Source organism: Pseudomonas sp. MWU13-2517, from assembly GCF_023242545.1.
GTDB lineage: Bacteria > Pseudomonadota > Gammaproteobacteria > Pseudomonadales > Pseudomonadaceae > Aquipseudomonas.
Genome location: NZ_JALMFA010000013.1, coordinates 126091 through 140731 on the forward strand (window position 1 = coordinate 126091; position 14641 = coordinate 140731).

Here is a 14641-nt window from a genome sequence, read left to right on the forward strand (position 1 = left end):
CCCGATAGCGGTGGTTCCGTCAGCATATCGATAAGCCGGCAGGTCACTACCGGGAGCAAGCCCACTCCCACATTGGATCTACAGTGGTTAGAGCGAGCGGCTGTTGATCGCCCTGCGCAACGCCACCAGCCACTTCACCAACTCCTGCGGATCCATCGGTTTCGCTTCGTTCATGGTTCGATCCCTCGAATCTTTTGACCCCAAGACCTTAGCTGCCAGCGGTGAAACCCGCGAACCCGGCGGTTATCTTTTTGGGTGATATCAATATGCTATTTAGGTATTTAAATTTTACTTTTTATACCTTTAAAGTTCGCGCTACCCGACGTTACCCACGTTGATATGGACCGCTCTCGCTGCATTACCCCTGCGGCGTCATGGACTCACAATGACCTTCGATTTCGCGTTTATCCTCAGCACCTTGCCGGCATTTCTCAAGGCCGTGGGTGTGACGCTGCAAGTGGGCCTGATCGCTATCGCCACCTCGCTGCTGGTGGCGTTGATCAACGCAGCGCTGCTGGTGTTTCGCACGCCGTATGTGTCGCGCCTGGTGGCGCTCTATGTAGAGTTGGCGCGCAACACCCCGCTGTTGATCCAGCTGTTCTTCGTTTACTTCGCCTTGCCGGTCCTGGGTTTGAATATCTCCGGGTTCTGGGCAGCGATTATCACCATGACGTTCCTCGGCGGCGCCTACCTCACTGAGGTGCTGCGTGCCGGTGTGGAAGCGGTGCCTCTGGCGCAGATCGAGTCGGGCAAGTCCATCGGCCTGTCCGACTGGCAGTTGCTGCGCCATGTAATTCTGCCCCAGGCCGGCATCCTCAGCCTGCCGGCGCTGTTCGCCAATTTCATCTTCCTGCTCAAGGAAACCACCGTAGTGTCTGCCGTGGCGGTGCCGGAGATTCTCTACACCACCAAGAGCTACATCGCGCTCTACTACAAGACTTACGAAATGCTCGCGGTGTTGACGCTGATCTGCGTGTTGCTGTTCTTGCCGCTGTCGTTGCTGCTCAGCCGTCTGGAAAGGAGGCTCCAGCATGGCCAGTTCGGGTCTTGAATTGTTGTGGGTGTCGTTGCCGCAACTGGGCAAGGGCGCTGCGCAAACCCTGTCGATTTCTTTCTTGAGCATCGCCTTCAGCACCGTCGGCGGCGTGGTATATGGCGTGTTGCGCACGCTGAACAAGCGGGCGATCAACCTGGTGCTGCGGGTGTACCTGGAACTGTTCCGGGCGATTCCGGTGCTGGTGTGGTTGTACCTGCTGTTTTTCGGCCTGCCGATTTTCTTTGGCCTGAGCCTCCCCAGTTTCTGGTGTGCGGTGTTGGTGTTGTCGCTATGGGGCGCCAGTGAAGTCGGCGAAGTGGTGCGCGGCGCGTTGCATTCATTGCCCCGTGGCCAGCGCGAAGCGGGCTTGTCGATTGGCCTGTCCGCGCCGCAACTGTACGGCTACGTGCTGCTGCCCCAGGCCCTCAAGCGCATGACGCCACCCACCATCAACGTCTACACACGCCTCATCAAGACCAGTTCGCTGGCCGTACTGATCGGCGTGGTGGATGTGATCAAGGTCGGCCAGCAAATCATCGAACGCACCTATGAGTCGGTATTGATGTACGGCGTGCTGTTTCTGTTTTTTTTCTTTATCTGCTACCCGTTGTCGGCTGCCTCCAAGGTGCTGGAACGGCGCTGGGCCCAAGCATGAGTGCATTGATCGAGTTCCAGGGTTTCAACAAATTCTTTGGCGAGGCGCAGGTGCTCAAGGGCATCGACCTGAGCGTGCAACGCGGCGAAGTGGTGGTGATCCTCGGCCCCAGCGGCTGCGGCAAAAGTACCTTGCTGCGCTGCCTCAACGGGCTTGAGGTCGCGCATAGCGGCAGCCTGCGTTTTGCAGGTAGGGAATTGCTGGATACATCCACTGACTGGCGCCAGGTGCGCCAGGACATCGGCATGGTGTTCCAGAGCTACCACTTGTTCCCGCACATGAGCGTGCTTGACAACATCCTGCTCGGCCCCTTGAAAGTGCAAAAGCGTGACCCCCGCGAAGCCCGCGCCCAGGCGGAAAAACTGCTGGAGCGCGTAGGCCTTGCCGACAAGCGGGACGCCTTCCCGCGCCAGCTCTCCGGCGGCCAGCAGCAACGCATCGCCATCGTGCGCTCGTTGTGCATGAACCCTCAGGTCATGCTCTTTGATGAGGTCACCGCCGCCCTCGACCCGGAAATGGTCAAGGAGGTGCTGGAGGTGATCCAAGGCCTGGCCCGCGATGGCATGACCCTGTTGATCGTCACCCACGAAATGGCCTTCGCCCGCGCCGTCGCCGACCGCGTGATTTTCATGGAGGCGGGCCGCATCCTCGAACACAACACCCCCGAAGAATTCTTTACGAACCCGCAAACCGCACGCGCGCAGCAGTTCCTCGAGAAGTTCTCCTTTGTGTCAACACTGCCCAAGAAAACCAAGGAACTGGAGCTGATATGAAAAAATTACTGCTGCCGCTGTTTGCCGTCGCACTGCTGGCCGGTTGCGATAAAAAGGCCGAAGAGCCTGCAAAACCTGTCGCCGCTGCCGCGAGCTATATCGACAAAATCAAGGCACGGGACAAACTGATCGTCGGCGTGTTCACCGACAAACCGCCGTTTGGCTTTGTGAACGAAGCCGGACGCTATGTCGGCTTCGATACCGACATCGGCCGCCAATTCGCCAAGGACCTGCTGGGGGATGAAAACAAGGTCGAATTCGTAGCCGTGGAGCCGGCCAGCCGTATTCCGTTTCTGCAAAGCGACAAGGTCGACCTGATCCTCGCCAACATGACCGTGACGCCGGAGCGTAAGGAAGCGGTAGATTTCACCAATCCCAACCTGAAAGTCGCGGTACAGGCCCTGGTGCCCAACGACAGTGCGGTGAAGCGCCTGGATGACCTGGCCAGCCGTACCACCATCGTGACCACCGGCACCACCGCCGATATCTGGCTGACCAAGAACCACCCGGACTGGAAACTGCTCAAGTTCGAGAAAAACTCCGAGTCGCTGCAAGCGCTGTCGGCCGGCCGTGGTGATGCTTATGCCCAGGACAACCTGGTGTTGTTCAGCTGGGCCAAGCAGAACCCGGGCTATCGTGTGCTGGAGGAGAAGCTCGGTGACGAAGCGCCGATTGCGCCGGCGGTGAAGAAGGGCAATACCGAGCTGCGTGATTGGGTGAATGCCGAATTGGCGAAGTTGGGTGAAGAGAAGTTCTTGCTCAAGCTGTATGACCAGTATGTGCGTAAGGAGCTGAGCGATGACACCAAGCCTGAGAGCGTGATTGTCGAAGGCGGAAAATGGCAGGGCTGATAGCCTTACCCCTGTAGGAGCGAGCAAGCTCGCTCCTACAGGGGGTTGCGCCTACTCCGGCCAATGCCAGGCCGGCGCATCCAAAACCCGTTGCCCGACGATTTGGGTCTCTCCCATTACCTTTTCCAACACTATCGAGTTACACCCCTCATCCTGCTGCAACGCCGCAATCAAGCGGCTGGCATGGGACACCACCCATACCTGGCATTGCTGGGACGCCTGGATAATCAAGCGCGCCAACGCCGGCAACAAATCCGGGTGCAGGCTGGTTTCCGGTTCGTTCAGCACCATCATGGTCGGCGGGCGTGGCGTCAGCAGTGCCGCGATCAGCAGCAGATAGCGCAGGGTGCCGTCCGATAGCTCCGCCGCCGACAGTGGCCGCAGTAAACCTTCCTGATAGAACTCAATGGCAAAGCGCCCGCCCTGCAACGGTTCGATATTCAGGCGCGCACCGGGAAACGCATCGCTGATTGCGCGCTGCAACGCCTCGGGGTCACCGATTTCGCGGATGGTCTGCAACGCCGCGGCCAGATCCCGACCATCGTGGTGCAGCACCGGCGTGCGCGTGCCTAGTTGTGGTTGGCGGACAGGGGCCTCCACGTCACTGCGAAAGTGATCATAAAAGCGCCACCCGCGAATGCTTTCGCGCAGCAACAGCACCTCTGGCGAGCTGCGCAGGCTGCCGACCTGATCGAACAGGCTGTGGTAGTTGGGCGTATGTTGGGCCAGTACGTCCCAAGAGCGCCCGTCACGCGCTCGCACCATGGGGCCGGAGCGCTGCACCAGCAGGCTGGCCGGGCGATAGAGGTGGCCGGCCCAAATGCATTCCTTCTTGACCTCGGGGTCGAGGGAGAAAAACGACATTGACGGCTCAGGCAGCCCCAGGGAGATGGCGTAACTGAAGTCCTCCCCGGCAAAACCCAGGCGCAGGCGTTTCACACCTTGGCGTGCGGTGGCTTCCACCGGCACCTCGCCGTTGCGCATGCGCCGGCTGATGTTTTCCGGCCCGGCCCAGTAGGTCGAGCCCAGCCCGCCCTCTCGGGCCAGGGCATTGATCACTCCACCCTGGGCGGTTTCCGCCAGCAGGCGCAGCGCGCGATACAGGTTGGACTTACCGCTGCCATTGGGGCCGGTGATCAGGTTCAACCGGTCAAGGGGCACCACCAATTTATTGATCGAGCGGTAATTGGCTACCGCCAGGGTCTTGAGCATAAGGGGTCGGTCGCTGTGGGAACCATTGGAGTATGGGAGTCTCCATGCAGATAAGGAACCCTCAACTAAGCTCACAGTCGCATAGACTGGCGAGTCGGCATCACGCGAAAGGAGCCTGCATGGGCGGTCGTATTTCCACCTGTATTCTCGGCCTTGGTCTACTGACGCTATTAAGCGGCTGTGGCCAGGAGAAGGCTGAACCCAAGCAACATTCCAGGGTATTCGTGCAGACCGTGCAGCCGGCGGATTTTGCCGCGGCGGTCACGCTCACCGGTGATATCCAGGCGCGGGTGCAAACCGACCTGTCCTTTCGCGTGGGCGGCAAGATCATCCAGCGCATGGTGGATGTAGGCGACCGCGTGAGTGCCAAGCAAGTGCTGGCCAAGCTCGACCCCAAGGACTTGCAGACCAATGTCGCCTCCGCCCAAGCCCAGGTCGTGGCGGAACAGGCCCGGGTCAAGCAGACGGCCGCCGCCTTTGTGCGCCAGGAAAAGCTGCTGCCCAAGGGTTATACCAGCCGCAGCGAATACGATGCCGCCCAGGCCGCACTGCGCAGCAGCCAAAGCGCGCTTACCGCGGCCCAGGCCCAACTGGCCAATGCCCGCGAGCAGCTCGGCTATACCGCGTTGGTGGCCGAAGCACCCGGCGTGATCACCGCACGCCAGGCCGAAGTCGGCCAGGTGGTGCAGGCCACTGTGCCGATCTTCAGCCTGGCCCGGGACGGCGAGCGCGACGCGGTATTCAACGTTTACGAATCCCTGCTGGTGGAACCGCCGCCGGATGCACCGATCACGGTCAGCCTGCTGGATAACCCCAGCATCAAGGCCGTGGGCAAGGTGCGTGAAGTGACCCCGGCCGTGGCCGCGAATACCGGCACCGTCCAAGTGAAAATCGCCTTGCAAAGCCTGCCCAAAGGCATGGAGTTGGGGTCGGTGGTGAGCGCCACCGCCAATGGCCCGGCCAAGGCCAGCATCGAGCTGCCGTGGGCGGCGTTGACCAAAGACCTCAACGAACCCGCCGTCTGGCTGATCGACGCTGACGGCAAGGCGCAACTGCACAAAGTCAGTGTGGCGCGTTACCTCACCGGCAAAGTGATCATCGGCGACGGCCTCAAGGGCGGCGAAAAAGTCGTGGTGGCCGGCGGGCAACTGCTGCACCCCGGCATGCTGGTCGAGATTGCCCAGCAAGGAGCCCAGCAATGAAGCGCCTGACGGCATTACTCGCCGCCAGCCTGTTGCTGGCGGCCTGCTCCAAGGAAGAAGCACCGCCCGAGCCCGTGCGCCCAGTGTTGTCCATGGAAGTGAAGGCTGAAGACCAGGAAAACCTCGGCCGCTTTGCCGGCACCATCCAGGCGCGTTATGAAAGCAACCTGGGGTTTCGCGTGGCCGGGCGTATCGCACGGCGCGCCGTGGATGTGGGCGCCGAGGTGGAGCAGGGCGCATTGCTCGCCGTGCTCGACCCCACCGACCAACAAAACCAACTGCGTGCGGCTCAGGGCGACCTGGCCCGGGTGCAGGCACAGTTCATCAACGCCCAGGCCAGTGCGCGCCGCCAGCAGGAATTGTTCAACCGGGGCGTTGGCGCCCAGGCCCAGCTCGACGCGGCGCAGACCGATCTGAAAACCACCCAGGCTTCCCTCGACCAGGCACGGGCATCGGTCAACCAGGCCAAGGATCAGCTCAACTATGCCGAGCTGCGCACCGATCACGCCGGCATTGTTACCGCCTGGAATGCCGAGGCCGGCCAGGTGGTCAGCGCCGGCCAGCAGGTGGTGACCCTGGCCCGTCCGGACATCAAGGAAGCGGTGATCGATCTGCCTGCCGGCCTCGCCGAGAGACTGCCCGCCGATGTGGTGTTCCTGGTCGCCGGGCAGCTTGACCCCAGCGTCCATACCACCGCCATCGTCCGTGAGATCGAACCCCAGGCCCAAAGCGCCACGCGCACTCGTCGTGCTCGCCTGACATTGGCCGAGACGCCGCCCGCGTTTCGCCTCGGCACCGCGATCAGCGTGACCTTGAGCACCGCCATTGCGCCGCGTATCGAAGTGCCGTCGAGCGCCTTGCAGGAGGTCGACGGCAAGACCCGCATCTGGCTGCTCGATACCCAGAGCCAGACTGTGCAGCCGCGTGACGTCACGGTACTCAGCCGTGACGCCGACAGCGCCTTGCTCAACGGCGGCGTCAAACCCGGCGAACGTATTGTCACCGCTGGCGTGAACAGCCTTAAACCAGGGCAAAAAGTCAAAATCGATGAGGACAGCCCGCGATGAAAGGGAGCTTCAACTTATCCGACTGGGCCCTCAAGCATCAGTCCTTCGTCTGGTACCTGATGTTCGTCGCGCTGCTGATGGGCGTGTTCTCGTACATGAACCTGGGTCGCGAGGAAGACCCCTCGTTCACCATCAAGACCATGGTGATCCAGACCCGTTGGCCGGGTGCGACCCAAGAAGAAACCCTCAAGCAGGTCACCGACCGCATCGAGAAGAAGCTCGAAGAACTCGACTCCCTCGACTACGTGAAAAGCTACACGCGCCCGGGTGAGTCCACGGTGTTTGTGTTCCTCAAGGACACTACCAGCGCCAAGGCCATCCCTGAGATCTGGTACCAGGTGCGCAAGAAGATCGACGACATTCGCGGCACCTTCCCCCAGGGGTTGCAGGGACCATCGTTCAACGATGAGTTCGGTGATGTATTCGGTTCGGTGTACGCGTTTACCGGCGACGGCCTGTCGATGCGTCAGTTGCGTGACTACGTCGAACAGGTGCGCGCCGAAATCCGCTCGGTACCGGGCCTGGGCAAGGTCGAGATGATCGGCCAGCAGGACGAAGTGATTTACCTGAACTTCTCCACGCGCAAACTCGCGGCGTTGGGCATCGATCAGCGCCAAGTGGTGCAAAGCCTGCAATCACAGAACGCCGTGACGCCTGCCGGGGTGATCGAGGCCGGGCCGGAGCGGATTTCCGTGCGCACCTCGGGGCAGTTCGCCTCGGAAAAGGATCTGGCCAACGTCAACCTGCGGCTTAATGACCGCTTCTATCGCCTGGCGGATATCGCCGACATCAGCCGTGGCTACGTGGACCCGGCGCGACCGATGTTCCGTTTCAACGGCAAGCCGGCCATCGGCTTGGCGATTGCCATGCAGAAGGGCGGCAATATCCAGTCCTTCGGCAAGGCCCTGCATCAGCGCATGGATGAACTGACCGCCGACCTGCCGGTGGGCGTCGGCGTGCACAAGGTCTCCGATCAGGCCGAAGTGGTGGAGGAGGCCGTGGGCGGCTTCACCAGCGCGCTGTTCGAGGCGGTGATCATCGTCCTGGTGGTGAGCTTTATCAGCCTCGGTATGCGCGCCGGGCTGGTGGTGGCGTGCTCGATTCCCTTGGTGCTGGCGCTGGTGTTCGTGTTCATGGAATACAGCGGGATCACTATGCAACGGGTATCGCTGGGCGCCTTGATCATCGCCCTCGGCCTGTTGGTGGACGATGCGATGATCACTGTGGAGATGATGATCACGCGCCTGGAAAAAGGTGATAGCAAGGAACAGGCGGCCACCTACGCCTACACCTCCACCGCGTTCCCGATGCTCACGGGGACGCTGGTGACCGTCGCAGGCTTCGTGCCGATTGGTCTCAACGCCAGCTCGGCGGGCGAGTACACCTTTACCCTGTTTGCGGTGATTGCCGTGGCGATGCTGGTGTCGTGGGTGGTGGCCGTGCTGTTTGCGCCGGTCATCGGCGTGCATATCCTCAGCGCCAATGTGAAACCGCACGACGCAGAGCCTGGGCGGATTGGCCGAGCCTTCAATGGCGGCATGCTGTGGGCCATGCGCAACCGCTGGTGGGCCATCGGCATCACGGTGGGGCTGTTCGTGGCGTCGGTGTTCTCGATGCAGTTTGTGCAGAACCAGTTCTTTCCGTCGTCGGACCGCCCGGAAATCCTCGTCGACCTCAACCTGCCGCAGAACGCCTCGATCAATGAAACCCGCAAGGCCGTCGACCGCCTTGAAGCGATCATCAAGGATGACCCGGATATCACGCGCTGGAGCACCTACATCGGCCAGGGCGCGATCCGTTTCTACCTGCCCCTCGACCAGCAACTGGAAAACCCCTACTACGCACAGCTGGTCATCGTGAGCAAGGGCCTGAAAGAACGCGGTGCCTTGATTGCGCGCCTGCAAAAGCGCCTGCGCGATGACTTCGTCGGCATCGGCAGCTTTGTGCAGCCGCTGGAGATGGGGCCACCGGTGGGGCGTCCGATCCAGTATCGTGTGTCCGGCAAAGACACCGACCAGGTGCGCAAGCACGCCATCGAACTGGCGACTTTGCTTGATCAGAATACTCACCTGGGGGAGATCATCTACGACTGGAACGAGCCGGGCAAAGTGCTGCGCGTGGACATCGCCCAGGACAAGGCGCGGCAACTCGGGCTGTCGTCGGAAGACGTGGCGCAGTTGATGAACAGCGTGGTCAGCGGTGCCTCGGTGACCCAGGTGCACGACGATATCTACCTGATCAACGTGGTCGGCCGTGCCGAAGACGCTGAACGGGGCTCCCCGGAGACCTTGCAGAACCTGCAGATCGTCACGCCCAACGGCACCTCGATTCCGCTGCTGGCATTCGCCACCGTGCGCTATGAGCTGGAGCAGCCGTTAGTGTGGCGTCGCGACCGCAAACCGACCATCACCATCAAGGCTTCGGTGCGCGATGAGATACAGCCCACAGACCTGGTCAAACAACTGGCGCCGACCATCGAGAAATTCAGCGCCGGGTTGCCGGTGGGCTACAAGGTTGCCACGGGCGGCACCGTGGAGGAAAGCGGCAAGGCCCAAGGCCCTATCGCCAAGGTGGTGCCGCTGATGCTGTTCTTGATGGCGACCTTCCTGATGATCCAGCTGCACAGCGTGCAGAAGATGTTCCTGGTCGCCAGTGTCGCGCCGCTGGGGTTGATTGGCGTGGTGCTGGCGTTGATACCCACAGGCACACCCATGGGGTTCGTGGCGATCCTGGGTATCCTCGCCCTGATCGGCATCATCATCCGCAACTCGGTGATTCTGGTAACGCAGATCCACGAATATGAACTGGCGGGTTACACACCGTGGGATGCGGTGGTGGAAGCCACCGAGCATCGGCGCCGGCCCATCTTGCTCACCGCTGCGGCGGCGAGCCTGGGCATGATCCCGATTGCGCGTGAAGTGTTCTGGGGGCCGATGGCCTACGCGATGATTGGCGGCATCATCATTGCCACGTTACTCACACTGCTGTTCCTGCCGGCGCTGTACGTGGCCTGGTACAAGATTCGTGAACCCAAGCAGGAACATCAGGCCGAGTGAAATCAAAAAAATGTGGGAGCAAGCGTGCTCCCACAGTTGAATTTTCACAGGCTTCAGCGGTTGTAAGAAACTTCCCGAAATACCTTGCCCTTCCCCTGCACGCCCTCGAGTGTTTTACCCTCCGTTCCCCCCTTTCCGAACAGGTCGATCCCATGAACTGCCTGCGTCCTGTCTTACTGGTCTGCGGCTTACTGATCTCGCCCCTGGCCTTCGCCGCGACCGTGCTGGAAAACCCCCTTTGGCGTATTGAGCTTGACCCCGCGACGCTGGCGCTGCGTGTCACACCTGCCGATGAAGCGCCCGTGCAAGCCTCCAGCGGTGTTGCCGCGCATGCCGTCAGCGCACTGCAGGCGGACGCCGAACAAGCCACCTGGCAATGGGATGACGGCGCCTATCGCCTGACCGCCCGCCTCGAGCAACGCGACCTTTCCCTGACCATCACCGCTCGCGAGCCGGGCGAGTTGTCGCTGCTGCGCCAACCCGCTCAAGCAATCGGCAAGGGCTTGATCTGGCCGCTGGCCGAGGGGCATTACGTGCCGGCCGACAACCCGGTGTGGAAGGCATTCTTGCTGGAGCAGGGCGAGCTCAATACCACGCAGGACCTCAGCCTGCCGCTATGGGGTATGGACCATGGCGGTTTCACCTTGAACTGGTTGCTGACCAACCCCTACAACAACCGCCTGCACTGGCAGAAAGGCTTGGCATTTTCCCTGGCCCATGAATTTACCGCGCTTGATCCTTCAGCGCCGATGACCCTGTTATTGCACCTGGGCGACGCCGACCCGTTGGCCGGCGCCAAGCGCTACCGCCAGTGGCTGGTTGAGCAGGGGCGCTATGAGCCGTTGGCGGACAAACTGCGGCAAACGCCTGAGGCACACAAGCTGCTGGGCGCCAGCCATGTCTACCTGTGGGGCAATGACCTGTTGGCTGCGCAGGATGTGCGTGACTGGTCGTTGTTGCTCAAGCGCCTGCGTGGTCATGAACTCAAGGGTTTGTTGGACAAGGAGTCCGCACAGGTGCTGGCGCAGACCACGGCGTTGAATCGCTATGAGCAGACGGTGCTGTTGCGCGGCCTCAATGCGGCAATCAACAAGAAAGCCCGGCAGAGCTGGCAGGTGGACGCACCCGACATGAGCCGACTCGCCGCCCGCTACGGCGAGCTGCGCAACGAGCTGGCCGTGACCTTTGCCGGCGCCTTGCGTGATCATCCGCAAACCTGGGGCAGCCAGGCTATCCGCTCGCTGCGCGACGCCGGGCTGCAACGCGTGTTGCTGACCCTCGGCGAAGGCTGGGAAGGCGGCCTCTGGCATCCCGAAGCGATACGTGTCGGAGTTGAGGCCGGTTACCTGATGGCGCCGTACGACTCTTATGAAACGGCGTTATCAGCAACGGAAAACCCGGACTGGACCACCGCCCATCTGGGCAGCACGGCCTACCGCGACTGCGCGATTGTGTTGAAGAGCGGCGCATTGAAGACCGGCTTCCAGCAATCCGGCCATTACACCGACCCGCGCTGCGTGCGACCTCTGCTGGAAGCCCGAGTGAAGGCGATCCAGGCCAAGGCCGGGTTCAATGCCTGGTTTCTCGATGCCTATGCCACCAGTATGGTTTTCGACAGTTACCGCGACGGCGCCACGATGACCCAGGCACAAAATGCCGAAGGCAATATCGACGCGTCGCGCTGGCTCAACACAGTACTCAAGCTGCCTGCCGGTTCCGAAGACGGCAACGCCATCACCGCCCAGGGCATTCTGTTCGCCCATGGCATGCAGACGCCGGTGATCGGCTGGGGGGACCGCCAGATGACCCAGGACAAACAGTCGCCCTATTACGTGGGCAACTGGTATCCACCGGAGGAGCCGACCGTATTTTTCAAGCCGGTGCCGCTCAACGAGCCGTTCCGTACCGTGCATTTCGCGCCGGCCATGCGGTTGCCGTTGTATCAGGCGGTGTTCCATGGCTCGGTGATCACCACCCATCATTGGCTGTTCGATAGCCTGAAACTGAGCAATGTGCAGGCTGAGAACGAGCTGACCCAACTGCTCTACAACGTGCCGCCGCTGTACCACCTGAGTGCCTCGACGGTTAAGCGACGGCTGCCGGTGATTGCGCGCCAGGAGCGTTTTTTCCGGCCGTTGCATCAGCGCCTGGCCACTCAGGCCATGACGGATTTTCGCTGGCTGACGGCAGACAAACTGGTGCAGCAGACCACCTTTGCCGATGGCACGCGGCTGGTGGCCAATTTTGCTGCGCAGGAACAGGGCGGGTACGCAGCGCGCAGCGTGACGGCGCTGGTGGTGGGTGAAAACCCCGTGGTGTATCAAGTGGACTAGGGGCTTGCTCCTGATGGCGTCAGGCCGGGCAACGAAAACCTATGATTTGCGCCACACACTCGCCAACCAAGGCTGCTGCTCCCGCGGCAAACCCGTCGGCCGGTAGTAATGCTCCAGCTCCACAAAACCCGCCGCCGTCAGCAACGCCTGCCACGCCTCAAGGTCGTGATAGGACCCATAGCGTGGCCCATTCCAGCCCTCCTGGTTTTCACCCCGAGGGTTGGAGCTGAACAGCACGCCGCCCGGCTTCAGCGCACCATGGAGTTGCTTGAGCACACGGGGCAATTCCTGCTTGGGAATATGGAACAGCACGGCATTGGCAAAAATCCCATCGAAACGTTCGCCAGGCAGATCCAGCTTAAGGAAGTCTTGCTGCAACACTTCGCAGCCACTGTCTTCCCGCGCCATCTGCGCAAACCGCTCGGAGCCGTCGAGCCCCACGGCGATATGGCCCTTGCGCGTAAATGTCTGCAAGTCCCGACCCGGCCCGCAACCGAAATCCAGCACGGTAAACGGCGCCGTGCCGTGGATGTGTCGCAGCAAGGCGTCGATGTTCTGGCTCACATCGTGATCGCGAGTGCCTTCACGGAAGTCTTCGGCCACCTTGTTGTAGTGGTCGAGGGTGGTGGAAGTGATCCGGTTGAGATCGTCGGGCTTGAGAGTCATGGCGGGCCATACCGATTACTGGGATGTCCCGACTATACCTCACCGTTTGTTGAGTACCCGCGCCAGGCGATCACCGCCCAACTGAATCACCGCCACCAGCACCACCAGCAGCACGATCACCGTCAGCATGATCTGGGTATCAAACCGCTGATAGCCATACCGATACGCGATGTCGCCCAAGCCGCCCGCACCAATCGCCCCGGCCATGGCCGACGAGTTGATCATGGTCACCAAGGTGATGGTGAACCCGCCGACAATCCCCGGCAGCGCCTCGGGCAACAGCACGTGCCAAATGATGTGCCAGCGCCGGCAGCCCATGGCCTGTGCGGCTTCGATCAAACCGTGGTCGACCTCGCGCAGGCTCACCTCGGCGATACGTGCAAAGAACGGCGTGGCGGCGATGGTCAGTGGCACCACGGCCGCCCACACGCCATAGGTGGTACCGACAATGAGCCGGGTGAACGGGATCAGCGCCACCATCAGAATCAAAAATGGAATAGAACGGAACAGATTGACGAACGCGCCCAGCACGCGATTCAACGCCGGCGCCTGGTAGATTCCGCCCTTGTCGCTGGTGACCAGGAATACCGCCAGTGGGATCCCCACCAGCAAGGCGATCAGTGACGAAACACCCACCATCAACAGCGTATCGATGGCGCCTTGCAGCAAACGATCAAACCACATAACCCAGCACCTCCACCTGTTGCGCCCAATTTGCGGCACGCTTGCGCAGCTCCGTGGCGTCGTGGGGCGAGCCATTCACCGCCAACAGCAATTGCCCCAGGGCATGACCCTGAATACGTTCAACGCCGCCTTGCAGTAAGCGCACCCGCCCGCCGAGGGCGCCGAAAAGCGCGGCCAGGTCGGGCTCGTCGTGGGCGCTGCCGGTGAACTGCAAGCGCAAAACCAGCGCAGCGTCAGCCGAGGTCCGGGTGGCTTGCAGACGGTTTTGCAGCTCTTGCGGCAGCCCATGTTGCAGCGGCGCCAGCAGGGTTTTGCTGACCTCGTGCTGCGGGTTGCCGAACACTTGCCACACCGGGCCTTGTTCGACGATGCGTCCGTGTTCCAGCACTACCACGCGGTCGCAGATCTCGCGGATCACCGCCATCTCATGGGTGATCAGCACGATGGTCAGGCCCAGTCGCTGGTTGATCTCGCGCAGCAAGCCGAGGATCGATTGGGTGGTCTCCGGGTCGAGGGCCGAGGTGGCCTCGTCGCACAGCAGGATCTGGGGATCGTGCACCAATGAACGGGCGATGCCCACGCGCTGCTTTTGCCCTCCGGACAATTGCGCCGGGTAGGCATTGTGTTTGTCCCTGAGGCCCACCAGTTCCAGCAGCTCACGGACCTTTTGCTCACGCTGCGGCCTGGGCACGCCGGCAACCTTGAGCGGCAACTCGACGTTTTGCCACACGGTCTTGGCCGACATCAAATTGAAGTGCTGGAAGATCATACCGATGCGCCGACGCAGCGCCACCAGGCGGTCTTCGTCGTACTCACCGATGTCCACCTGGTCGATCAGCACTCGCCCGCTGCTGGGTTGCTCCAGGCGGTTGATGGTGCGTATCAGCGAGGATTTACCGGCACCGCTGCGGCCAATAATGCCGAATACTTCGCCGCGCTGGATGGCCAGGTCGATGCCTTGCAGTGCATGCACCGTGCCGTCATAGGTTTTGCCCAGGTTGATAAAACGCACATGGGCGCGGTTCAGGTCGGGGTGCAATTCGGTCTGCCGGGCCTCCCTGGGCGCGGCGCCCAGGTCGCGCAGTTGGCTGTTGGCGGCGGTCATC

General features: G+C 61.6%; 13 protein-coding genes. 9 read left to right on the forward strand and 4 right to left on the reverse strand.

What is annotated here, in order from left to right; translation table 11 throughout:
* The first annotated feature begins 103 nt into the window (after positions 1-103).
* The 5 genes from M5B97_RS19610 (at position 104) to M5B97_RS19630 (ending at position 3315) form a co-directional block, all read left to right on the forward strand.
* Entirely contained in the window at positions 104-259 is a 156-nt protein-coding gene (locus tag M5B97_RS19610) for a hypothetical protein (protein WP_167659666.1), read from the forward strand.
* Between the two features lie 126 nt (positions 260-385).
* On the forward strand, positions 386-1051 hold the full coding sequence (locus tag M5B97_RS19615; RefSeq protein WP_248732389.1) for an amino acid ABC transporter permease: 666 nt from the start codon (positions 386-388) through the stop codon (positions 1049-1051).
* Complete coding sequence (locus M5B97_RS19620; protein ID WP_248732390.1) at positions 1032-1691, forward strand: amino acid ABC transporter permease; 660 nt, start codon at positions 1032-1034, stop codon at positions 1689-1691. The genes M5B97_RS19615 and M5B97_RS19620 overlap by 20 nt, the downstream gene beginning before the upstream one ends.
* Positions 1688-2464, forward strand: a complete 777-nt coding sequence (locus M5B97_RS19625) for an amino acid ABC transporter ATP-binding protein (RefSeq protein WP_248732391.1) — start codon at positions 1688-1690, stop codon at positions 2462-2464. Before M5B97_RS19620 ends, M5B97_RS19625 begins: the two co-directional genes overlap by 4 nt.
* Positions 2461-3315 carry a transporter substrate-binding domain-containing protein gene (locus M5B97_RS19630; RefSeq protein WP_134660347.1) on the forward strand — a complete coding sequence of 285 codons (855 nt, stop codon included), beginning with the start codon at positions 2461-2463 and terminating at the stop codon, positions 3313-3315. Before M5B97_RS19625 ends, M5B97_RS19630 begins: the two co-directional genes overlap by 4 nt.
* A gap of 51 nt (positions 3316-3366) precedes the next feature.
* Here the strand turns inward: M5B97_RS19630 and M5B97_RS19635 are convergent, their stop codons facing one another.
* Positions 3367-4527 (reverse strand): AAA family ATPase, encoded by a 1161-nt coding sequence (locus M5B97_RS19635; RefSeq protein ID WP_248732392.1) that lies wholly within the window; start codon positions 4525-4527, stop codon positions 3367-3369.
* Positions 4528-4646: 119 nt separating this feature from the next.
* Between M5B97_RS19635 and M5B97_RS19640 the strand changes: the two genes are divergently transcribed.
* From M5B97_RS19640 to M5B97_RS19655, 4 genes are all read left to right on the forward strand, one after another.
* Positions 4647-5729: an efflux RND transporter periplasmic adaptor subunit gene (locus tag M5B97_RS19640; RefSeq protein WP_248732393.1), complete on the forward strand. Its 1083-nt coding sequence runs from the start codon at positions 4647-4649 to the stop codon at positions 5727-5729.
* Entirely contained in the window at positions 5726-6796 is a 1071-nt protein-coding gene (locus tag M5B97_RS19645; protein ID WP_248732394.1) for an efflux RND transporter periplasmic adaptor subunit, read from the forward strand. Before M5B97_RS19640 ends, M5B97_RS19645 begins: the two co-directional genes overlap by 4 nt.
* Positions 6793-9852, forward strand: a complete 3060-nt coding sequence (locus tag M5B97_RS19650; protein ID WP_248732395.1) for an efflux RND transporter permease subunit — start codon at positions 6793-6795, stop codon at positions 9850-9852. Before M5B97_RS19645 ends, M5B97_RS19650 begins: the two co-directional genes overlap by 4 nt.
* Positions 9853-10004: 152 nt before the next feature.
* The gene (locus tag M5B97_RS19655; RefSeq protein WP_248732396.1) at positions 10005-12185 is read left to right on the forward strand and encodes a glycoside hydrolase; all 2181 of its coding nucleotides are present in this window, start codon (positions 10005-10007) and stop codon (positions 12183-12185) included.
* A 39-nt stretch (positions 12186-12224) separates the two neighbouring features.
* Here the strand turns inward: M5B97_RS19655 and M5B97_RS19660 are convergent, their stop codons facing one another.
* The 3 genes from M5B97_RS19660 to M5B97_RS19670 are packed head-to-tail and all read right to left on the reverse strand — an operon-like array spanning position 12225 to position 14640.
* A complete protein-coding gene (locus M5B97_RS19660; RefSeq protein ID WP_123717053.1) occupies positions 12225-12851 on the reverse strand; it encodes a class I SAM-dependent methyltransferase in 627 nt (208 codons plus the stop codon).
* Between the two features lie 39 nt (positions 12852-12890).
* Positions 12891-13535, reverse strand: coding sequence for a methionine ABC transporter permease (locus tag M5B97_RS19665; RefSeq protein WP_056858169.1), 645 nt, complete (start codon positions 13533-13535; stop codon positions 12891-12893).
* Positions 13525-14640, reverse strand: a complete 1116-nt coding sequence (locus M5B97_RS19670; protein WP_123717054.1) for an ATP-binding cassette domain-containing protein — start codon at positions 14638-14640, stop codon at positions 13525-13527. Before M5B97_RS19670 ends, M5B97_RS19665 begins: the two co-directional genes overlap by 11 nt.
* Between the last annotated feature and the right edge of the window lies 1 nt (position 14641).

What these genes read in the sequence shown, in the direction of transcription:
- M5B97_RS19615 (WP_248732389.1), top strand. Translation starts at nt 386, where the DNA reads ATGACCTTCGATTTCGCGTTTATCCTCAGCACCTTGCCGGCATTTCTC.
- M5B97_RS19620 (WP_248732390.1), top strand. Translation starts at nt 1,032, where the DNA reads ATGGCCAGTTCGGGTCTTGAATTGTTGTGGGTGTCGTTGCCGCAACTG.
- M5B97_RS19625 (WP_248732391.1), top strand. Translation starts at nt 1,688, where the DNA reads ATGAGTGCATTGATCGAGTTCCAGGGTTTCAACAAATTCTTTGGCGAG.
- M5B97_RS19630 (WP_134660347.1), top strand. Translation starts at nt 2,461, where the DNA reads ATGAAAAAATTACTGCTGCCGCTGTTTGCCGTCGCACTGCTGGCCGGT.
- M5B97_RS19635 (WP_248732392.1), bottom strand. Translation starts at nt 4,527, where the DNA reads ATGCTCAAGACCCTGGCGGTAGCCAATTACCGCTCGATCAATAAATTG.
- M5B97_RS19640 (WP_248732393.1), top strand. Translation starts at nt 4,647, where the DNA reads ATGGGCGGTCGTATTTCCACCTGTATTCTCGGCCTTGGTCTACTGACG.
- M5B97_RS19645 (WP_248732394.1), top strand. Translation starts at nt 5,726, where the DNA reads ATGAAGCGCCTGACGGCATTACTCGCCGCCAGCCTGTTGCTGGCGGCC.
- M5B97_RS19650 (WP_248732395.1), top strand. Translation starts at nt 6,793, where the DNA reads ATGAAAGGGAGCTTCAACTTATCCGACTGGGCCCTCAAGCATCAGTCC.
- M5B97_RS19655 (WP_248732396.1), top strand. Translation starts at nt 10,005, where the DNA reads ATGAACTGCCTGCGTCCTGTCTTACTGGTCTGCGGCTTACTGATCTCG.
- M5B97_RS19660 (WP_123717053.1), bottom strand. Translation starts at nt 12,851, where the DNA reads ATGACTCTCAAGCCCGACGATCTCAACCGGATCACTTCCACCACCCTC.
- M5B97_RS19665 (WP_056858169.1), bottom strand. Translation starts at nt 13,535, where the DNA reads ATGTGGTTTGATCGTTTGCTGCAAGGCGCCATCGATACGCTGTTGATG.
- M5B97_RS19670 (WP_123717054.1), bottom strand. Translation starts at nt 14,640, where the DNA reads ATGACCGCCGCCAACAGCCAACTGCGCGACCTGGGCGCCGCGCCCAGG.